Genomic DNA, 21056 nt, shown 5'->3' on the forward strand with positions numbered 1-21056 from the left:
GCGCGTACCACCACAGCTGTTCATCAGCCTGACCAACAGGTCCGCATGCGCCCGATCCCGCGCACCGGATCATGGGGCCGGAGCGCAGACTCGAGGCCATCGCCATGACCAAAGAACACGCGCGCAAAGACCGGGCCCGGCGCACCGCCCGCCGCACCGGCACCTCCTACACCTCCGCCCGCTCCGGCACCCTGCACACGCACCCGGCTCCCATCCTGCCCCCGGTCAGCGGCAAACCCTTCGGTATCTCCGTCACGGCCGACATGACCGCAGCCGCATCAGCCATCGGCGCCCGGCTCGCCGACTGCGACCCCTGCCTGACCTCTGCGATGGACCGGATGACGGGGGGACTGCCGCTCGTCCCGGCGGCCCTGGCCGCGTCGCTACCGGTCGAACTCGGCGACGGCTTCACTCCCACCACCCTCGCCTTCTGCCAGACCGTCCCCCGGTACGGCCACCACGAGGCGTATCAGTTCGTGATCTATCTCGAGGAGGACGAGCTCCGCGACTTCATCACCGACCTGGTCGACATCTGGGCGTACGCCATCCCGCAACTGATCCACATGCAGACGGCCGGGCCGCTCCATTCCCTGGTCATCGACCTGGCCCCGCCGCGGCCGCCCTTCTACGTGGCTGCCTACACCGGCTTCGTCCCCGTACCCGGAGGATCCTTCCCGGCGCTCACCCTCAGCTCGCCGGACCTCACCGGAACGATCGACGACCTCGCCGAACGCTGTGGCTTCCCGCTCTACACCTGGAAGACCCTGCCCGGCATCACACCGTGGATCCTGCAACAGCACCCGGACACCCACCGTCCCTGGGGAGTGCGCTGGAACGGCACGGACACCCTCGCTGTCACCATCGGGTCCCCCGAGTATTCAGCCGAAGCCGGCGCTCAGTGGATTCAGGCGGCACGCCGCGCGGGCTCGGTACTGGTCGTGGGGCTGTGGCACCGGGAAGTCTCCTCCATCAGAGGGTCGGCGGAAGACCACGAGATCTTCGCGGTGCGGGCACAGGTACAGCCTTGATCACTGCTCCTGCCACAGGCCCCGGCCTGCGGCAGGAGGCCCTCTGCCGCGGGCCGGCGCGGACAGGCGCCACCGGTGAGCGGGCCGTGCAGCGCCGCACCGATGCGTTCGCCCGGCTCGCGGCCCGCGCCGAGATAGTGCTGCGCCTCGTTGAGCCACAAGACCGTGCGCGGATCCACCCGCCTTAGCCGCGACCCTCACCCTGGCCGCGACGATCACCAGCGCTCTGGTCAACGCGTTCTCCTGACCGATGGCACGCATGCCGTCGGCAGATATGACCTGTTGCGCCGCGCCCTTGACATAGGATTAGCGATTAGCGAATCATGAATTATGTCTCAAGAGGCCTTGGATCGGTTGCGTGAGGTGTCCGTGCGGGTCTTCGGCAACCGTTACCGGGCGGAGCTGATGGGGGCGCTGGCGGCAGCGGACGAGCAGGGTGTGTGCCTGGGAGACCTTGCCGCCGCCCGCAACGCACCGGCGAGTGTCTATCAGGCGCCGATCCGTGCCCTGGTGGAGGCCGGGCTGGCCGAGCGGCTGCCGCGGACGCCGGGGGAGCGGCGCCGCTGGTACCGGCGCAGCGACAACGACGCGCTCTGGCAGTGTCTCGAAGGCCTGTTGAGCTGTTTGGCAGAACAGTCCGTACCCATGCGGGTTGGATAGTCGGCGGGGCCGCCGCGTGCGGCCGGAGCCCGGTGAGGCAGGGTGGAGGCCATGGTGACCTTGGCGAACTCCGTGATCGGCCGTTCCGTGCGGACGGCTTCGGCCGCCCTGCTGGAGGCGGGCACCCAGACCAAGGCCGCCTCCCTGCGGGGCACCGAGGCCCTGTTCTTCCACCGGCTGGATGCCGCCGAGCACGCCCGGCGCCAGGACGTCGCCGCAGGACGGCTGGATCGGATGGCGGCGCTGGAGACCCTCCTGACGCTGCCGGTGGGCATCCCCGTTCCCCTCGCCTCGTTCGAGGCCGGCCAGCGGCGGGCCGTACGCGCCCTGCCCGCGGGCGCCGCGGACCGTGACCGCACGACGGTGACCCGGCGCGCGGTCCGGCCGGTGCGCGTGGACCTGGTCGTGGTGCGCGCCGCCGGGTGGCGCCAGGGACTGCGGGACGCGGGCCGGTTCGCGCCGTTCTGCCGTCGCGCCATGCTGCTCACCCGCCGCCCCTCACATCTGGAAGAGCTGCTGGCCGAGGCCGACTTCTACGGCATCGGCGTGTTCCTCGCCGCCGAGCACGGTGTGGAGATGATGCTCGCGCCGGAGGAGTACCGGCCGCAGCGGCACACCGCCGCCGCGTGGTGCTTCGTCGAGGAGCTGTATCAGCTCCTGCGCTGATGGTCGGCCGCCGCCTGCCCGTTCGCTCCGTTCGCCACCGAGGCCGGGGCGGCCAGCGCCCACCGCCTCAGCTGCTGGGGCACCTTGAAGGCGTCCGGCTGCCGCAGTTGCGCGTTCACCAGCGGATACCGCTCCACCGCCGCGCGGCAGCGCTCGTGCCACCACTGCTGGCGCGCCAGCCCGGGAGTGATCGCAGTCAGCGTGCGCAGCCACTCCATCAGCACGGCCACATTGTGCGCGGCGGCCCGTGCCGGCCGTTCACCGGCATTGCTGGCGAATTCATCAAGCGCCCACACCCCCTCGCACACCGCGCAACCACAGATGGGGGCCGGGGCGCCGGCGAAGCGGTCGGCCAGGGTCTTGCCGAGGAAGAAGTCCATCAGCTCGGCAAACAGCACGTGCGGGGACATGGAGAAGCCCTTGCTGGATTCGGCCTTCTCGCCCGGGGCCACGATGTGCCGCAGCCGGCTGCCGGCACCGAACGCCGTGAAGGTCGCCCCCGCGGCCAGCGCGCCGAAGGCCGCCAGATCGGTGCGCAGCAACGCCGCTCCCGGCACTTCCTCGATCACCCGCCGCAGGTGGTCGACGGCCCGTGCGTGACGCGTGAGAGGATCCCTCTGCCCACCCAGCATGATCGCCTTGGGCCCCTTCACCAGCCGTAGGCAGGCGATCAGCTGCTGCACCGCGTCCTCTTCCCGCAGCCAGCCCACGTCGACCGGCGCGGCGAAGACGACCTGTGCATCGTCCAGGTCGGCCACCCGCCGCACCGCCGCCTTGAGGGCATCGGAGTCCTCGGCGTGGATGTAGCCGGTCGGGGTCATTGGCGCGGTAACGCCGACCGCCCGCTGTTCCGCCAGCGACACCTCGAGCGGATCGTCGAAGGCGAAGGTGTCCTCCGACGCGGGCGGGAACGGCTCCTCCTCGCTGGCCGCCCGCACCTCGTACACGGCCGGATCGACCAGCAGCGGCCCGCTGAACTGCTCCTCCTCGCGCAGCCTTTTCGCCTTCCGCAGCGCGTTCTTCCCGCACAGCACCAGCCCGCTGCGGCCCGCATCAAGCTGTCCGCGCAGATAACCGACACGGGCAGGAGACACTTGCAGCAGCATGCGCCCCTGCAGAACGCTCAGCGCACCGGACAGGGCCTGCGGCGCGTCGGGAGGGTCGGTGAGATCGGAGCGCGGACGCGGCAGCGGAGCAGACGGGTCGATCATGTCCTCACCTTCGAAGCGGCTCAGGGGATAACGAGCGGTCGCCTGCCACATACAGGCGCTTGAAGTCCTCGGGCAGCAGGCGGGCGCACGCGGCCGCCTCGTCGATCGCCAGGCCGCGGTCGGACAACAGGGTGTCCACCAGAGCCGGGACGCGCGTGGGTCGCTCCGGCTCCACCTCGACCGGTTCGGCCGTGCGGTAGCCGAGCGCCGACATCTCCACCATCACCGTCCGGTACTGCCATTCGGTGATGGCGTTCAGGGTGAGCGCGCGCCGCAGCAGCGCGCTCATCGACACCCGCCAGACGCGCTTGAGCTCCGCCAGCCGCGCCAAGTCCACACCGTCCGCGAACGCCTGCCGGATATCGGCCGCGGGCATCAGGAACTCCGCGGCGAACGCGTCGGCCTGCTTCTCCTGCTCGCCCGACGTGCCGGGCGCGGGATGCATCACCAGATGGCCCAGCTCGTGCGCGACACTGAAGCGGCAACGATCGCCCGGCGCATGGTCGTTGACCAGGACCAGCGGGACCTGGAGGTCGTCCCACTGACTGACCGCGTCCAGCAGCTCACTGCCGAGACTCCGCATCACGACCAAGCCGCCGGCCTCCTCGATCGCGGCGATCACATCGGCCACCGGGCCCCTGGGCAGGCCCCAGGCGCGGCGCACCTGGTGGGCCGCATCCTTGGCCGTCGTGAAGTCATCGAGGAGCACGCGGGAGAAGCGGTGCGGCACGTCCGCTGCCGCGGCGGCCTGCGCGAGACCCGTCACCTGCAGCCGTACCAGGGCGAGTTGGGCGTGGACGCGCCGCAGCGCCGAGGACGACAGAGAGGCTCTCTTGCGGTGATGGATCAGTCCCACCCCCACCCCGCTCACCCGGGGATCCAGGCACAGCAGGTCTACCGGGTAGCCCAGGGCGGCGGCATACAGCTGAAGACGGTCGTCGGCGACCACAAGGCGTCCCGATTCCGCGCGGCTGACATATCCCTGGGACACCACCGCGGCCCCGGCAGGCGCGGCCTTGGTCATGGCCGCGGCCACGTCGACCTGCGTCATGCCCCGCGACTCGCGCGCGAGCGCGAGCATGCCGGGATGCGCCTGCAGGTCACCGGACGCCATCACACCCCACCGCCTCAGATCAGACCTCAAAACATTAACACGGAATATTCCGGGGCTGATTCGGCTTTCTGATGGACTCCGTCACAGCCAACAGCCCTCTGCCGAAAGGGTCATGGAGCAGACGGGAAACCACGCAGCCGCCCCCGCTTGCCACCCGGTGATCCGGTCAAGGGCAGGACTCAGGAGGACCTGGAGGGGATCCGTGCCTGTGAGTGACGGCATTGTCTGCGCAGCTGGCCTGCAGGCAGCAGGCCGACACGCGCAGGGTGGTCCTGGACCAACGGCCACGATGTGAAAGCCCCGACGGCACGGGGGAGTTGCGCACCACATCACGTCGGGGCCACGGACGGGAACGGCGCGCGGTGCGGCGCAGACGAGAAGAGGAATGCGCAAGTGAACACGGTTCGAGCCCGGGTGTGGCAGTTCCAGGTGCAGGAGCCGGTGGTGACCGTCACGGAGGTCGGGCAGGGCGAGCTGCCGGTCGGGCTGGCCCGGCTCATCCATATCAACGCGCTCGCCTGCGACCACAACCGCGTCCTCGACTACCGGACCAAACAGCTCGAGGTCCGTCTCCTTGCCAGCTACCTCCATGCCGCCGGGGCCGACAGGCCTACTCCGGGTCGATCACCGCGCGTTCACGGCGAGCTCGCGGCATATCCGCGGCTTCGTCGCCGAAAGCTCAGGCCTGGGCATGCTGACGGCGGCGAGCGAAGCACTCTTCGCCTGGGACAACACAGCGCACGCCCTGCACAGTTTCGACGCACTGCCCGGCCATCTGCTGGCGGGCTATCAAAAGGGCGGTGTCAGACCGGACTTGCTGTTCCATCTCCCCAGCGGCCGGGTCGCAGGAGAGGCCCGGGGCCGACACCGCCGCCCCAAGACACTCCTGCCGAAACAGCCGCTCGCCGAGCAGAAGAGCCGACTGCAGGAACTCGCCCTCTGGTCGGCTTCCCACCGGGACCACGCCTACTTCATGAGCTGGGTCTGGATCGGCTGTTCCGGCGTCGCCGTGGACATCTTCCTTCCACAGGACGAACGCTGGGACGACGCACTGGACGTCAGATGGAAGCGGCAGAACGCTGGCCACCAGTGGCGCTTTCCCATGCGCGAGCGACGGCGCAGACCACCAGAGGACCCCTTCGGGCAGATGCCGGCCGACGATCCTGAACCCCCGCCCGCCACGGACGCACTGCAGCCCATGGTGCCGGTGCCCGTCGCTGCCCGCACCCAGCCCACGGCCGACCCGCTCTCACGGACCGGCCGCCTGGTGCAGGAGCTGTACGACACCGCCCCCGAACTCGACGCGGAACTCGCCGACATTCCCGTCCGCGGCGCCTGGGTGCCTGCCGACGCCCTGGGGCCTGCCCAGCACGAGGTGCTGCTGGCCGTTCTGGCCCAGCAGCCTCCACCCCAGGCTGGTGTCCGAGAGCGCCTCGCCCGGGCCGAAGGCCGCTTCGACGCCTGCCTCGACGGACGCCTGCTCACCGTCGTGCGTTCTGCAGCCCAACCGCCACCAACCTGGCAGGACCTGGAAGAGGTGCTGCTGAGCCCGGCTTGAACACACCGGCACCCAAGCTCTGCCCCGCGCGCCGGCAGAGGCACCCGGCGGTCGAGGCGTCCAGTGGCCACTGCCCGCCGGCACCGCCGGGCGACGGGGCCCTGTCTGCGGTCATGCCGGCCCGGGCAGCTCACCCAGCAGAGCGTTCACAGTCTGCCGCCACTGGCGGGCTTCCTTCCGCAACGGGAACCACGCGTTGGCAGTCCGCCGGTCAAGCTCGGCGAACTCCCTCAGCTGTGCTGCCAGTTCAGCACTGCCCGTGCCGTTGTTGCGGGCTGCCGCGGAGTGCACCTGGTGGGTGAGGCTGTGCAGCCGGTGCGCGGCACGGTAGTAGGCGACCTGGTCCTGGCTGAGACGGCGCACGGCATACCCGCCGCACTTGCTGCACGGGTCGAAGCCCTTGTTGCCCAGCAGCTCCGCGATGGTCACCAGGTCGTCGTCGCGGCTGACGCCGTGCTCCGGACGCCGGTGCTTGCAGTCGGGGGAGTGGGCCCGGCCCTGATAGCGACCCTCCGCGTCCGAGGTGTAGGCCTGCACCCCGGCGAGCACGCCCAGCGGCAGCCCCGACCCACGCTGCCATCCGGTGTCGGTGTCGGGTTCGAAGGGTTCCAGGTCCAGTTGCTCCATGGCCAGCAGGCCGTGCCAGACCGCCGACGCGAAGGGACGGCGCGGAAAATCCCGGTCGTCGTACCCGACAGCCTGCAGCTGGCGCAGGTCGGCCACGCCGCGGGCCAGGGCCAGAGAACGCAGCGCGTGATCGGTGTCGCGTCGCCCCTCGCGCAGCCGCACCAGCACCCGTTCGCCTTCTGCCGTGCTCAGGTGGCTGCCGAACGCCTCGTGATGCGGATCGTGGATACGGGCGGGCCAGACGGGCTCTTCCTGGCCGGGAGAGGGTTGGCGGGGCGCGAAGAGGGCGTCGGGCAGGTCACTTGCGCCGGCAATGATGGAACCCTGCCATCCCGCAGCGCACCGTTCCTCCAGGACGCTCAGTGCCACGACCTCAAGCCCGCCGCCGACGGAGAACACCACGTACAGCTGCTCGGCATCCCGCATCGTGGCGCGCAGCGCGCGCAGGTGCTCGCCGGTGACCAGATGCCTGCTGTGGACCGGCGTGTCGTCGAACACCCCCGGCCCGACGCCCGATCCGGTCGCGGACCGCGGGTCTGCCGGGGATTGCGCCGCCGGCTGGTCGGCCTCGTCGGTCTCCGGCTCGCTGTAGGACAGTGTGTGATGCTGCGTCAGTAGGCGCACGGCCACCGGCTCCGGCACCCGCACGGTGATGACGGACTGCGGCTCCCAGACAACGTCGGCCGTGTACGAGGCGAGCACCCCCAGCTCCCACTCACCCAGCCGGTCAACAAGCGACCTGCCAGAGCCGCGCTCCGCCGCATCGTGAGGAAGACGAGCAACCACAACCCGATCGCCGTGCCTCTCGCCGGCCGCCGCTCGGACGTCGGCCTCCCAGCCGGCCACCACTGCCCGGGCCCGCTCCAGCATCTGGTCGCGCCCCTTGCGGCGGCTGCCCATCGTGTCGGTCAGATGATGCACCACGTAGGTCTGCTGCTGGGGGTCGTCCCAGCTGTCCTCGACCGCGCTGCGCCACCGCCGCCACAGCGACAGCAGCTGCCGGCGGGCCTCGCCGGGGTCGCCCAGCGGCGCGAAGGCTGGCTCGTCGGCGGGAACATCCGGCTCCGTCATGGCGGCCGCCGCGGTCGCCGCCAACAGCGCCCTTTCGGCGACCAGCAGCTGGGCCTGCTCCTGCAGGACGCGCAGATACCCGGCCTTCGCTTCGAGAGCTGCCCCGGCCCAGGCCCGCAGCCAGGGGAACAGCGCCAGCTGCCGGTGCGTGCGGTGCATGCTCGCCAGCGCGCCGCCCCACTGCCGCAGCACCGACTCGCGTACACGCTGGGCCTCTTGCCGTTCCTCCCACGTGTCGTCCTCGTCGTCCTCCGCGTCGTCCTGTTCGCCAGGGACTGCCGGAGTGTCGGCCACGGGCTTGTACAGCACGGCGGCCGCGTGCCGGACCTCTTCGTCCTCGAAGGCGTCCTCGTCCGGATCGCGGAAGCTGTCCAGTTCGTACAGCAGACCCAGCCCGGTCAGCGTGTCCAGGAACACCGCCAGACCCGTGCCCGGACGTGCCCAGGACCCGTAGGTGCCGCACTGCGGGCACATCCGCCCGACCACGGCGGCATCCAGATGTACCGTCCGTTCGACGCCGCGAGCCGAGCGCAGATACGAACACGACGGTGTGGCATGCAGTTTCGCCTGCTTGCCCTGACCCGACCATACGGTGATCGTCGTGCCCTCGAACGGACCGAGTGGCACGTCCGACGTCAGCTGACCGTACATCCCGCAGACTCCCCCCGTGAATGAAATCCGTCACCGCCTCAAACCGCTCCGACCAGGCGGAAGTTGACCCTAACGCGCGGCAGGCCGACGAGGGGCCGGTTGATCTCATAAGGCCCTAAATGGACAGACCCCTCCACGGGCGGTGCCCCGTGACCGGGGCTGATGCCGACAGTGCGGGCACGCCGAGCGGCAGGGCACAGGGCCACCGAAACAGGCTGCGCCTGCCCTGCCGTAGGGTGCGCTCAGACCGAGCAGGCGGCCCATGGCGATCACGCTCGCGGGCAGGGCAGAACGCCGAGCTGCAGCACTGGGAGCCCTCGCTCGCGGCGGCTCTCTCCCGGCCGCGCAGACGTCCCTCGTCCCCGCTGGCTGATGCCGACTCCCCGCTCGTCGTGGAACACGACGCTTACGCTCCGGGCCTTCTGACAGGACGCCACCAGCCACCCGGTACCTCGCACGGAATCACGCCCGTATGTGCTTGAAGATTCCGCCGCCAACGGTGCGAATCGGCCCCCTGGCCGATCGGCGGAACGGTAACCTTCCCGTAGGCCGAGCGCATCGGCCCAAACTGGGACCGGCCCATGAACGGCCCCACACCGTAAAGGTGCCCGTGCCACGGCACGGCGGAGCTGCATCAACTGCGCACGCACCACAGCACTCCACGAAGAGACCATCAGGTCCGCAGGCGCTCGACATTCGCGCACTGGATCATGGGACTGGCGCGCAGAACTCGAGGCCATGCCATGCCCAAAGACCACGCCCGCAAACGCCGGGCGCGGCGCACTGCACGCAGCGCCGGCTCCTCCTACACCTCGGCCAACGCCGGCACCCTGCATGCTCATCCCGCCCCGGTGCTGATCACCGTCAGCGGCGCACCGTTCGGTGTGTCCCGCACCGCCGACATGTCTGCCGCTTCCGCGGCCATCGCAGCCGGACTGGCCGACTGCAAACCCTGCCGGGCGTCCGCCATGGCCCGGCTGATGCTGGGGGACTCACTGGTCCTGGCCGTGCTGGCCGCCTCCCTGCCCCAGGTGCCGAACCGGGAACTCTCCTCCATCACCTACATCTTCTGCAACGACGTCCAGCCGCACGAATACCCCCCGTACACCTATGACTTCACCGCTGGCCTGGGAGCAGTCCAGCGCCAGAGCTTCCTCGAGGATCTGGTCGACATCTGGACAGCCCTGATCCCGCATCTGAGCGGGGACACGGGTACCGACCTCACCGCTATGATCATCAATCTGACCCCGGCGCCCCCGTTGGACTACCGGGCCGGCCGCACCGGCTTCGTCCCCACACCACAAGGCCCCTTCCCGGCACTCACCCTCACCTCACCGGACATGACCGGCAGCATCGAGGACCTCTCCGAACGCTGCGGCTTCCCCCTCTACACGTGGAACACACTGCCCGACGTGATGGACTGGGTCCTGCAGCAGCACCCCGTGACCCTCCACCCCTGGGGCGTACGCCGAGTCTCCAGGGACGGGCAGAACCTGACTCTGGGCTCTGGCGAGCATCCTGCCGAGGCAACCAGCGAATGGACCGACGCGGCCCAACGCGCCGGATCAGTACTGGTGCTGGGCCTGTGGAGCGACGGCTTCGAGTCGCTCATCCACGCCGTGCAGGCACAGGAGATCTTCACCGTACGGGCACGACTGCAGCCGTCAACGACCCGGGACTAAAGAGCCCTGGGGTTCCTCGCAAGAATCTGCCGAAGCAGCGACGGCCCGGCTGCCGCGAGGCTCGTGTTGTCTGCCCCCGCCGCAAGCGGGAACAGACAACACGAACGGTCATGCGACGCGGACCGGTACCTGGCGCTCGGTCAGCAGCCGGGCCAGCGCGTCGGTCTCCTGTTCGGGCAGGGCGACGGCGGCCAGGCGGCGGGCGCGGGTGACGGCGACGTACCAGATGCGCAGCACTTCGTCGGTGGCCGGGTCCGCGGTGGCCCAGCGCTGGACGCTCCCGGCATCGGGCAGCAACAGCAGCACGCCGTCTGCCTGGTCGCCCTTGAGCTGGTGGACGGTGTTCGTGCGCAAGCCGGTGGCCGCCTGGGGCCGGGAGATCGTGGGCTTTCCGGCGGGGCGGCCTTTGCTGCCTTGCGGAGCGGCCCCGGGCAGGGCGGGCCAGGCCTTCATGGCCTGCCATACCTGCGGGGCCCATTCCCTGTGGGGCGGGGGCAGGCTGTGCAGGAACGCGAAGGCCGTGCGGTTGACCTGGCCGGCCGAGAGCCGGTGGGTGGCCATGATGCGGTCGGGACCACCGGTCTCGCCCGGGTACCAGTAGCCGAACAGGACGCGCACGGCGATCGTGCAGGCGCGGGTGAGGTCGTCGCCGGAGGCGTCCGGGGTGTGGGCGACGGTGCGGGCCCAGGCCAGGCTGGTGATCGTGTTGGTGTTGGGCTTCTCGCGGGTGATGCCCGGCAAGGTGGCGTACTTGTAGGCGGTCACCAGGCAGTTCTCTGCCGGGACGGTGTACTCCTCGGCGAGCGTGCGGAAGGCGTCGACGATGCCGGTGCCGGTCGGGGCGTGCAGGTGGCGGCTGCCAGAGGTGGCGAACTGGATGGGCAGCAGCAGGACGGGGATGTCGTCGTCGTCGCGCACGACGGAGGTGTCGGGCGGGCGCTGCCCGGTGCGCAGGGTGGCCGCCAGGCGGCAGATGACGGGGGAGCTGCGCCAGTTGCCCGTCAGGGGGTGAGCGGTGGGGGACAGCCGTGCCGCGAAGGCGTGAAGTGCCTGTGGTTCGGCGCCGCGCCAGGCGTAGATGGCCTGGTCCGGATCGCCGACGAGGACGAGCGGCACGCCGGCGTCGTGCAGGAGTTGGAGGATTGCCAGGTCGGCGGCGGAGCAGTCCTGGGCCTCGTCGACGACGACTTCCGCGAATCGGGAGCGCAGCGGTCCCAGGAGCGCGGTAGCGGCCTCGGGGTTGCGCAGGTTCCACAGGGCCAGCACCCGCGCTTCGTGCCCGGTGAAGTAGCCCTGTTCGCACCACGCCTTGCGGGTGGCGAAGATCTTCTCCTGCCACGTCTGCTGGCTGCAGGCACTGGCCTCGATGAGCTGGCGGGTGTCGTAGTCGAGTTTGTCCCAGGCCACCGCCTCGCGCGCCGGGATGGGCGAGGGATCCAGGGTCATGGGGAAGCGGTGCAGGGAGATCTCCCGGTCCACGCCTTCCACCGGGGCCTTGATGCTCGCCCACGACTCCAGCAGGCGGGGCACGGGCTCGGCCGCACGCCGCGGCTTGACCAGGAACTCCCACAGGAACGAGTCGAGCGTGCCGATGAAGTGCGGCGCCTGGACCAGGTCGGCGCGGCCAGCCTGGCGGCAGCGGCGGGCCATCTGGTCCCGGGCCACCCGCGTGAACGAGATCAGGGCACGTCCCTGCCGCAGCAGCCGACGCGGCGACTGCAAATGCCGGCTGGTGATCACATGCGTCTTGCCCGCGCCCGGACAGGCCGGCACAAAGGCAGGCGCGGTCACGGCGACGGCGGCCTGTTGCTGCGTCAAGGCGCCGGCCCGCACCGAGGGGGACGTCACGGGGTGCTCACCGCCGTGGTGCTGCCCGGGGAGGTGATGAACCGGATGGCGTCCGCCAGGTAGGTGGGCACGGTGAACGCCACCGCCGGGTCGGCCAGCACGTCGGCGAGCTCCTGGGCGAACCGCCCCTTGGAGATCTTGGTGCCCTTCGCGAGGTCTCCGTCCGCGCCGGGGAGGGTCCGGCTGGTCTTGGTGACGAACAGCTCCCCGAAGGCCAGGGCGGGATCGTCTGTTTCGAGGACGTGGTCCCAGCGGTCCTCCGAGCGCGGTGCGCAGCGGATGAATGCCGCCCGCAATGCGGGGATGTTGTCGGCCGACCACAGGGCCGGCTCCAGGGTCCGGGGCGCCGCAGCCAGGTGCAGCGTGCCGGGAGAGCCCCAGCGCCGCGGCAGTTCCCGCAGCGACTGAAGCCGGGAAGGTTCCGGCTGTCCGGGTGCCACATCCGTGTCGGTGATCAGCGCCACCCGCCGGCCCAGACACATGCCGTCGACGGGCGCCAGCAGCACGCGCAGATAGACCTCGAACCCGACGCCGTCCACGATCACCCGGGTGGTGCCGAAGAACCGTTCCAGCGCCTCGAACGCTTCCCGGGCCGCCTGGTCGCCGACGCCTTCGCCGGCGGCAAGGACACGCTGGGCCAGCGCGGGCAGCAGCAGGAGTTCCGAGATGCCCTCCACCAGGAGTGCCCGCGAGGTGAACAGCAGGGCACTTTTCGTGGCGTCCAGGTAGCGGTCCAGATGACGCACCCGGTCCTGGCTCAACTGCAGCCGGGGAATGGGCAGGGGCCGTGCCTGCCAGCCGTCGGACAGCTCGCCCGGGCACCGGGCCATGACCACCAGATCCTCCACGCTGGCCGCGGCCGATAAAACGGGGGAGTGGGTGGTGACCACCACCTGCAGGTGCCCCGCCGGCTGAGCCGGGTCGCCGGGCGGTCGGCGGCGCGAGGCCCGCGCCCGCTGCTGCAGATAGCGCAGCAGCAGGGTCTGCAGCTGCGGATGCAGATGCGCCTCGGGCTCCTCCACCAGCAGCACGGTCAGGTCGGCCTCGGCCGCCGCGTCCAGTTCCGCCATCACCGTGGCGATGAACAGGGTGTTGGCGTAGCCCAGCCCGGACGCGGACAGGGGAAACGGCTGCGCGGAGGCATCGCCCAACAACACCCGCAGCGACCGGGCGATCGAGGCGAACGTGGGTTCGGCCAGGGCCAGTTCACTCATCTGGGGATGCGCGCCGACGGTCAGGTCCCGCAGCGGCTCGTTGATCTTCTCGCCGACCCTGGCCACGTCCGGGTCCGCGGCCACCTTCTTCAGCTCGGTGCCGATCCGTTCCACGAAGGCATCGACCTGCTCGTCGTCCCCCAGCAGCCCGCGGAGAATCATCCGCACCCGGTCGCCGCCGGCCGACGCCAGCTCCCGCTCTGCATCGCGCAGCGCAGGCAGGTAGACATGCCGCACGCCACCGCGTGCGGGAGGTTCCCCCGTGACCGGGAGACCCGCGCCCTGCGCCCAGACGGTGCTGCCGCGCCGCCCGCCCGATTGCGGTGGTGTCCAGGACACCTGCCACCGTGCGGTACGGCTGTCGGGAGCCCCCTTGGGCAGCAGCGCCTCCAGATACGCGCCGCTGTGTGCCGGGCCGATGCCGGCCAGGTCCAGCTGCAGGCTCGGCCCGCCCAGCGCGGCCGCGGCCTTGAGAACGTCGGATTCCTCGAAATAGCGCACCCGGCGCCCGTCCAGCGGATCCGTGAGCAGCCGCATCGCATCGATCACGCTGGACTTGCCCGCGTTGTTCTCCCCGACAAGGACCGTCACTTGCGGCCGCAGCGGGATCCGTACCCGCTCGCACGACCGGAACCGCTCCACCAGCACCTCGGACACGTACACCGCCCGCCCCCGTCCCCGACACGTCACTCTGAGTAATAGCGATCATCGGATAATAGTGGGCATTGTCTGGCGCAGCGTTCAGAACTCGTCGTAAACCAAAGCGGTCAGCGCAGATGACGGCCCGCGCCACAGGAGTGCCAGATGCCGTGGGGCCGGGCCCATCTCCACGTGAGTCGCGGACCGGGCATCCAGGAGGAACGCCACGTACATCACCAGGCGCTGCAGGTAGTCGTCCCCGGAGCCGATCCGCAACAGCGCCGTGCCTGGTGATGCCCGTCGGCAAGACCACCCTCGCTTCCGGCAGGCCGGGGCTGGTCTGTGGGGGAAGGCCCGGCCCGGTAGCTGCCCGAGACAGCGGTCACGGGTGCCGTGGGGTGCGCAAGCGTTCAGAACTCCTCATCACCGGGCTCCGTCAGCAGTCCGAACTCCGGCTCGTAGCGCAGCAGGGACTGCACATAGCCGTTGTGGAACTGCCAGCCCTGGCGCAGTACCGTCCTGACCGGCGCGAATGCGAGGTTGCCGACCCTCCGGCTGGCGCCGAGCGTGGGAACCGCGGTCTGCCCGGGCTCAAGAGAGGGGATCTCCACGATCAGGCGGTGCCCGAGACCCGGCACATAGACGTGCCACGGCGCCAACTGCGCCGGCAGGTACCCCGTATAGGGCCGCTCCTCGATGCCCCTTCCGTCCAGCTGGAGCTGGCGGCGCAGGATCTGCGCCAGCTCCGGCCGGTCGCTGCTGCTGGCCGGGATCACACGGTGCACCGCCCGGGACTCCATACCCGTGCGGCGCAGATGCCCGCAGATGTCCTGGCTGGGGCCCACGGACTCGCGGTACACCAGAAGACCGCAGGAGATCGCCATCCACGTGAACAGCAGGGCACGGAACTGCAGGTGCTCCGGGAGCGCGGGGTCATCGGCCTGCACCGGCCAGAAGTCGGGCTCGGTGTGGACCTCCTCGTGGAAGGTCAGCCCTCCGTGGATCATCAGCATGCTCGGCTCGGTGATGCTGGCGCGCACACAGGCTGCCGTATCCGTCCACCAGGACCACCAGGTGCCACCGTCATAGGCGGGCCCCCAGGACACGGCCCGCAGCACAACACCCCTCTCGATGTGCACCGGCGGCTCTTCCCACACCATCAGCCCGGAGGGTGAGGGCACAATGCTGGCGATCTGGGCGATGCACGGGACGCCTATCAGCCCTGCGACGCTCGCGGCGGCTTCCCGCGTGATGTAGAACAAGTCCGCTTTGCGCAGCCGGCGGCTTTCCGCGTTGGCCAGGGCGGCGGCCTGATCCTGCACCCGCTCAAGCGCCGCAACGGCGGGCGGCATCAAGAATGTCACTCCCTCCTGCTGCAGCATGTCCGTCCACGTCTGGGGCGCGTTGTAGTGGAGGAAGTCCAGTGTCTGCAGCCACAGGGCATGCACGTCCTGGATGCCGGTCCGGTCCACGCTCATAGTGGGCTCGATCCTGGAGAGGGATGCGGGCGGAAACGGTGCGGGCGCGGGGGCGGTTGTAACCTGTGCCGCCCGGTGCTCGCGGGCGTGGTCAGCGGCTGGGCAGGATCTCTTCCCGGCCGATGCGGATGGCCTGAAGGTGCTCGCGGGTGATGTCCTCGGTGCCGTCGAGGATCGCGGCGACGGCGGCGCCGCAGATGAGTTGGGACAGGTAGAGGAAGTAGCCGCCGGTCCGGTCATGCAGGTACTGGGCGTGCCGGGTGAGCACGTCCTTGCTCAGCTTGCGCATGCGCAGGTTCTTCTCGTAACCCTTGAGCACGGCCAGGAAGGGGGCCTGGCCCTCGGCGTCGTCGCTCCAGGGAAGCGGGTCCACCCAGGTGACCGGCAGCAGGCTGCGCACCTTCTGTTCCTTGGCCACTGCCGCCTTCAGGTCGGCTGGGGTGGCCCCCGGCTGCAGCCGCTGGTGGGCGGTCCACAGCGCTTCGTCGCGGCGGTCGCAGCCTTTGCGGGCGGCATGGACGATGTCGGTCGCGCCGGTGCCGCAGAAGATGGTGGTGATACCCAGCCGGGTGCGCAGGAAGTCGAAGTAGTGCAGGATCGGGCCGAGTTGGGCGGGGGAGACCCGCTGGATGTCGTCGACCAGCAGCAGGCGGGTCTGCTTGCGCTCCAAGACGGTGCGCACGGGCAGGGACAGGTCGGGGATGCGGCGCAGCTGACGGGCTTCCGCCTCGCTCTTGGGCTCGGGTGCCAGAGCAAGGAAGGAAGCGATCTCCCATATCCAGTTGAGTTCGTTCTCCGGGTTGTGCGGGACGGTGATGTGCACGACCGGGACCCGGTCGTCGAAGTGCTTTTCGACCCTGCGCTGCAACTCCCGGCCGATAAGCCGCAGCAGGTACGTCTTGCCGGTGCCGGCCGGGCCGTCGATCACCATGTCCAGCAGGCCCTCGTACCGGTTGCCGTTGACACCGAAGGTGCCTCGGGCCCGCAGCAGACAGTCCTTCAGGAACGCGGTGTCGATCATCAACAGATGGCGGTGGTAGTCCACTCGCGGGTCGTCCTCGTCGACGTCCACGTCCGCGGGAGCGCAGTCCAGCAGGTCGGGTGGATTGAACTCGGTGCGCACATACCGGTCCCAGCCTTCCCAGGAGAAGATCCATGAGGGCAGGGGCGGCGTGGTGCGCACCAGGTGGGCGATCTCGGCCCGGGCATCGGATGCGGCGGGCACGGTGGTCTTCATTCAGCTCTCCTCGGTGGGTGAAGCCAGAGGCGGGGTCATGCGGGCGCAGCGGTGCCGGCCGGTGGCGGGTCGTCCTGGGAGTCGGCCGGGGCCCATGTGGGCAGGGTGTAGCGGCCGTTGTCGATGTCCCGGGCCGGCACGGGCAGCGAGGGAGCGGCGGGAACGGTGTCGGGGTCCAGCGGCGTGACCGGCGCCGCGGAGTCGGACGTGTCGCCGGTCTCCAGGCGGATCACGCCGCGGAACGGCAGGCGGGGCTCGGCCGCCTGCCGCGCGGTCGGTCCGCGGCGGGTGCGGCGGTGGCGTTCCTTCACGGCCAGGGTGATGGCCACCTCATCCTCGCGGCTGCCGCCGCCCAGCGCCCATTCCTCGGCGGCGTCCTGCCAGTGGTAGTGCGTCCACGGCAGGTCGGCCAGCATGTGCCGGTAGAGGAACTCCACCGGGATCCACCTGCCGCTCAGCCGGTGGTCATACAGCCAGGCGACGTCGGGATAGTAGGGGTTGTAACGGGCCTCCCACCGGCCGTTCTTGTGCGCGAGTCCGGAGTCGAGGCCCTCCAGGTCCCACAGCGGCCCATCGAGGGAGCGGTAGGTGCGGTTGTCGATCTGGACGCCCTTGTCGGTGACCGTCACCCAGGCCGGCACCAGCAGCTTGCGGTTGTCCTCGGCCGTCAGCTGCCGGGGACGGTAGCCGTAGCTCGCCACCAGCCGGTCGTACATCTGGTTCGGGGACAGCACCATCCCCGGATACAGGGGGCTGCGCAGCCCCTCGTGCGGCTGCTGCTGGTAGTCGAGCGCCACCCATTCCTCGGCCGCGGCCTGTACCTGGTTGATGCTGAACAGGCGCTGGCGTTCGATGCCGTAGCCGCGCTGCTCGAAGCTGCGGCCCGTCCAGCCCTTCACGAACTGGCTGAATGTGTCGGCGAAGCCGTGGAAGAAGGCCTCGGCCAGCGGCTTGTCGGTGGGCGTGTCCTTGCGGGCGTATTCGATGCTGATGCCCAGGAAGCTGCACACCATCTTGAAGTGATCGCTCAGATAGGGGCTGCCCTGGTCGATGACGATGGTCCGCGGGTGGATGACCGGGCGGGCCGCGACGGCCTCGGCGAAGCGGGCGTCGGCCGCACACAGCTGGCCGTAGGGCAGGGCCGAATTGCGGGCCGCGGTCAGCGGGTCCCAGCCGGGCCGCATGGGCAGCGGGGCGAAGCACTGCGCCAGCAGCAGCACCAGATCGAACGCCTTGGTGGCGCGGCCCCCGATGCGCTGCCCCGGCTTTCCCTCCCCGGTCACCACGGGAACGATCATGAGGGCCATGCAGGAGCGGGAGGCGACATCGATCGCGGCGGTCAGCTCGGCCGAGACGGCACGGCCGTCGTCCCCGATCACCTTGATCTTCAGCGGAGAGGTGTCGATCTGTACCAGCTGGCCCGGCCGCAGCGCCACCGACGGCGTGTACGGGCGCCGCGGCTTGCTGGCCTCGCGTGAGCGCCGACGCGTGGTCTTCTTGAGCTGCTCGGTCAGCCCGAGCTCCTGCATCCGGGTGTAGAACGTCGAGCGGGGCAGCAGCAGCCGCTCCGCCTCCCGGGGATCCTGCAACTCCCGGCGGTAGCGCTGACGGACGAGGGTCTCGACGTCCTCGTACACGCGGTTGACCCGGCCGCCTGACTCGCGGGCGTGGCGGGCGGTGACCTCGTGCATCAGCGCGATGACCCGCTTGTCGGTGCGGCCGCCCGGGTCGGGGGTGCGGGTCTTGCGGCCGTCGTACAGCAGCACCAGCGGATTCTCGGCGGCAGCCTTCCAGGCGCGGCGCCGGTCATCCAGCGCCCGCCAGCTGAACTCCATGCCGACGGCGGCGAGTTCGGCCGACTTGGTCTGGCAGCGCTGTTTGAAGGTGGTGGTGTCCGGGTCGTAGCCGGGGCGGGCCGTGGTGGAGCCGGGCCGCAGTCCGGTGTGGAGTTCTTTCATGTGCTCGTGCCACCACAGGGCCTTCTCGCGCTCTGCCGGGGTGGCGGCCTCCAGCAGCTCGCCCAGTGCAGGCAGGCGTGCGCGGGCCACGTCCTGTCCGTCGTTGTCGAGGACGGCGAAGTCCGGGGCGCTTTCCACCTCCCGCCACAGCATGTCCACCGGCGCCACATCGCCCGACTGCGGCCGCAGGGTGATCTGCCGCCCTTGGAAGGCGCTGACCTCCCACACGCCACCGCGCCAGCGCACCAGATCCCCCAGGCAGACCCGGTCGGTCTCGAACCAGCCCGACACCGTGCCCGTCATCGCTGCCCCCTTGCCGCCCAGACCGGGGAGAAGGGCAGCAGCGGCCGGCTCCAGTCGATGTCCAGACGACGGCGCCAGATGAGCTGGTACACATGGTCGCGACCGAGGAACTCGGGCACTCCGCTGGCCAGGACGCCCTCCTTCAGCGGGCGCGGCCGTCGAAACGCGGCCAGCAGGGCCCGCTCATGCGCCTGATCGCAGACGGCAGGCTGCCGGAAGTCCGCCACGAGCAGCAGGTTCTCCCGCCGCACCCCGTGCGGCACCGGGCGCATGCACACGCTCCAGCCGGCCTGAGCGGCGACCTCGCGCAGGGCGGCCAGGCGTTCGCGCCACTGCGGGCCCATCCGGTGCGGGGCGAGCACCACGGCCTGCCGCTGCTGGTCGCGGGTCAGGGCGATGAAGTCCGGCCGCCACCGGTGCCGGATGCGACCCTGCTCCCAGTGCAGTTCGACCGGCTCCCCGGCGAACCGGCTGATGGCGGGATCGAAGTCCAGCTCGGTGGCCACATAGGTGCGCCGCTTGGACCCGCACACCACCAGCGTGCCGGTCGTCGCCGACCACCAGTCGGTGAGTTTGCCCTGCCGGCCGTGGTAGGCGACCGGATCCGTGGGCGGCTGGCGCTCCTCCAGCGCCACCCCCCACAGCGCCTCGGGTGCGACACACACCAAGCGGCCGTCGTCGTCGAGATGCCACGCCCTCACCTCACGCACCCGGAGCCTCCCTCCGCGTCTCCCGGCCGGAGCAGTCGCCCCGAACCAGGCCGTGACGCCAGCCTGACCGTCTCCCGCCCGCAGCGGTCAGCGCACCGAAGCAGGCATCACTCGAACGGGTGATGCCCTCTTGACGAACCCGCTTCCGGTCAGCTCGCCCTTGACGAGGGCCAGTTCTCACACCATGCAGGAGCGCTCGCGCAACGAGCCGGACGGCTCAGCGAGTCGGCTGTGCCCCACGGCCAGCACCCGCCGACGGCGCCGACGGGCACCACCGGCACCGTCGGCGAAGGGGGCCGCAGCTGGCTGAGCATGGTGATCCAGCCACTGCGCCAGCTCGCCCCAGCCGTCCACGTCCTCCAGCCCCCAGCCGGCCATCAGCTGCTGCACGTCCTGCACCCACACCGCCCGCGCCGCAGGCGTGTGCTCGCCACGCTGCTCGTAGCGCAGCATCTCCCGCGCCAGCTGGACGGCCTCCGGATAGATCACCAGGGGGCCCGTGCGCAGCTCCCGCGCTTCCAGTCCCGCCCGCCAGGCCCGCTGCGTCCAGCTCCACACGTCCGGCGTACGTTCCCACCAGCGCGCCACCATCTGGAAGCCGTCGGCGAACAGCTCCGCGCCCGCCGCCCCGAAGCGGCGCTCCAGCCGCAACCGGTCGGCGTGCGCACGCACCACCTCCGGCAGTCCCTCCAGAGCCACCACGTGCGGGTCCTGGCCGCGGTGGTCGTCCGTGAATCGCCGGTGACGCAGGCACACCCGCCACGGATCCGGCCACATCAGCCACGCCGCCTCACCCACGCCCCGGGCAAGGGCGCACAGGTCGCAGCAGCGCACCACATGCCCCTCACGGACCTCGAACGGCCACTGCCAGCGCGCCGGATCATCTCCCGGCAGCAGAAAACGGGCCTGGAGGTTGGTCAGGGCCAGCTGCAGCCGGTGCGGTGTCCGGCCGGACAGCACCGCCAGATGATCCAGTGCCGCCCGGTTGACATAGAGCTCCGCCAGGGCCGGCAGACGAGGATTGACCGGTTGGCGGCCCGTGCCCACCCGGTCCAAAAGATCTCCGAGCTCCAACTCGTGGGCATGTGCCAGCCGATTGACGAACGAGCCGGTCGACTCGCCGGCCAGGTGCGGCACGGGCACCCGCAGCCGCAGGCGCGGTCCCCATACACCCGTCCTGTCTGCCATCACACCCCCCACCAGGACCGCATGCGCCACAAGCCGGCCGCGCGCGGCCCGGCCGGGATCACGCGCACAACGCAACCTCCGCATCCCAGTCCCGACCGCGCACCGCCGCAAGCCCCCGTCACCCGTTCGAGTGAAGTACGGGCGTCTGTGCACTGCAGGGCGGCAGGCCCCCCTTCCACCCTCGAGGAGGGACCTCTGCCTCCAAAACCCGAA

Annotated in this window: 15 protein-coding genes; 5 read left to right on the plus strand and 10 right to left on the minus strand. The window is 70.4% G+C overall.

Going from position 1 to position 21056, the window contains the following annotated elements:
- Nucleotides 1–104: 104 nt before the first annotated feature.
- The 3 genes from ADL01_RS23475 to ADL01_RS23485 all read left to right on the plus strand — a co-directional run bounded on the left by ADL01_RS23475 (nucleotide 105) and on the right by ADL01_RS23485 (nucleotide 2354).
- A complete protein-coding gene (locus ADL01_RS23475) occupies nucleotides 105–1028 on the plus strand; it encodes a hypothetical protein (protein WP_159049604.1) in 924 nt (307 codons plus the stop codon).
- 345 nt (nucleotides 1029–1373) lie between these two features.
- The gene (locus ADL01_RS23480; protein WP_159049605.1) at nucleotides 1374–1688 is read left to right on the plus strand and encodes an ArsR family transcriptional regulator; all 315 of its coding nucleotides are present in this window, start codon (nucleotides 1374–1376) and stop codon (nucleotides 1686–1688) included.
- Nucleotides 1689–1739: 51 nt separating this feature from the next.
- Nucleotides 1740–2354, plus strand: coding sequence for a hypothetical protein (locus tag ADL01_RS23485; protein WP_053743999.1), 615 nt, complete (start codon nucleotides 1740–1742; stop codon nucleotides 2352–2354).
- On the opposite strand, the gene ADL01_RS23490 is transcribed toward ADL01_RS23485, so the two are convergent.
- Together ADL01_RS23490 and ADL01_RS23495 are read right to left on the minus strand one after the other, a co-directional pair.
- Complete coding sequence (locus tag ADL01_RS23490) at nucleotides 2339–3565, minus strand: hypothetical protein (protein WP_159049606.1); 1227 nt, start codon at nucleotides 3563–3565, stop codon at nucleotides 2339–2341. The genes ADL01_RS23485 and ADL01_RS23490 overlap by 16 nt on opposite strands.
- A 4-nt stretch (nucleotides 3566–3569) precedes the next feature.
- On the minus strand, nucleotides 3570–4679 hold the full coding sequence (locus tag ADL01_RS23495; RefSeq protein WP_229878016.1) for an ImmA/IrrE family metallo-endopeptidase: 1110 nt from the start codon (nucleotides 4677–4679) through the stop codon (nucleotides 3570–3572).
- A gap of 574 nt (nucleotides 4680–5253) precedes the next feature.
- On the opposite strand from ADL01_RS23495, the gene ADL01_RS23500 reads away from it, so the two are divergent.
- Entirely contained in the window at nucleotides 5254–6237 is a 984-nt protein-coding gene (locus ADL01_RS23500; RefSeq protein WP_159049607.1) for a hypothetical protein, read from the plus strand.
- A gap of 111 nt (nucleotides 6238–6348) precedes the next feature.
- Here the strand turns inward: ADL01_RS23500 and ADL01_RS23505 are convergent, their stop codons facing one another.
- On the minus strand, nucleotides 6349–8586 hold the full coding sequence (locus tag ADL01_RS23505) for a hypothetical protein (protein WP_053744002.1): 2238 nt from the start codon (nucleotides 8584–8586) through the stop codon (nucleotides 6349–6351).
- A 743-nt stretch (nucleotides 8587–9329) separates the two neighbouring features.
- Between ADL01_RS23505 and ADL01_RS23510 the strand changes: the two genes are divergently transcribed.
- Complete coding sequence (locus tag ADL01_RS23510) at nucleotides 9330–10268, plus strand: hypothetical protein (RefSeq protein WP_053744003.1); 939 nt, start codon at nucleotides 9330–9332, stop codon at nucleotides 10266–10268.
- Between the two features lie 108 nt (nucleotides 10269–10376).
- Here the strand turns inward: ADL01_RS23510 and ADL01_RS23515 are convergent, their stop codons facing one another.
- The 7 genes from ADL01_RS23515 to ADL01_RS23545 form a co-directional block, all read right to left on the minus strand.
- Nucleotides 10377–12116, minus strand: coding sequence for a UvrD-helicase domain-containing protein (locus ADL01_RS23515; RefSeq protein ID WP_053744004.1), 1740 nt, complete (start codon nucleotides 12114–12116; stop codon nucleotides 10377–10379).
- Nucleotides 12113–13993 (minus strand): ATP-dependent nuclease, encoded by a 1881-nt coding sequence (locus ADL01_RS23520; RefSeq protein ID WP_053744005.1) that lies wholly within the window; start codon nucleotides 13991–13993, stop codon nucleotides 12113–12115. The genes ADL01_RS23515 and ADL01_RS23520 overlap by 4 nt, the downstream gene beginning before the upstream one ends.
- A 386-nt stretch (nucleotides 13994–14379) precedes the next feature.
- On the minus strand, nucleotides 14380–15447 hold the full coding sequence (locus ADL01_RS23525; protein ID WP_053744006.1) for a hypothetical protein: 1068 nt from the start codon (nucleotides 15445–15447) through the stop codon (nucleotides 14380–14382).
- A gap of 91 nt (nucleotides 15448–15538) precedes the next feature.
- Complete coding sequence (locus ADL01_RS23530; protein WP_053744007.1) at nucleotides 15539–16684, minus strand: AAA family ATPase; 1146 nt, start codon at nucleotides 16682–16684, stop codon at nucleotides 15539–15541.
- A gap of 35 nt (nucleotides 16685–16719) precedes the next feature.
- A complete protein-coding gene (locus ADL01_RS23535; RefSeq protein WP_053744008.1) occupies nucleotides 16720–18945 on the minus strand; it encodes a hypothetical protein in 2226 nt (741 codons plus the stop codon).
- Nucleotides 18942–19655 carry a TnsA-like heteromeric transposase endonuclease subunit gene (locus tag ADL01_RS23540; protein WP_053744009.1) on the minus strand — a complete coding sequence of 238 codons (714 nt, stop codon included), beginning with the start codon at nucleotides 19653–19655 and terminating at the stop codon, nucleotides 18942–18944. The genes ADL01_RS23535 and ADL01_RS23540 overlap by 4 nt, the downstream gene beginning before the upstream one ends.
- 177 nt (nucleotides 19656–19832) lie before the next feature.
- A complete protein-coding gene (locus ADL01_RS23545; protein ID WP_053744010.1) occupies nucleotides 19833–20843 on the minus strand; it encodes a TniQ family protein in 1011 nt (336 codons plus the stop codon).
- Nucleotides 20844–21056: the final 213 nt, after the last annotated feature.

The organism is Streptomyces sp. NRRL WC-3618, assembly GCF_001280005.1.
Classification (GTDB): Bacteria; Actinomycetota; Actinomycetes; order Streptomycetales; family Streptomycetaceae; genus Streptomyces.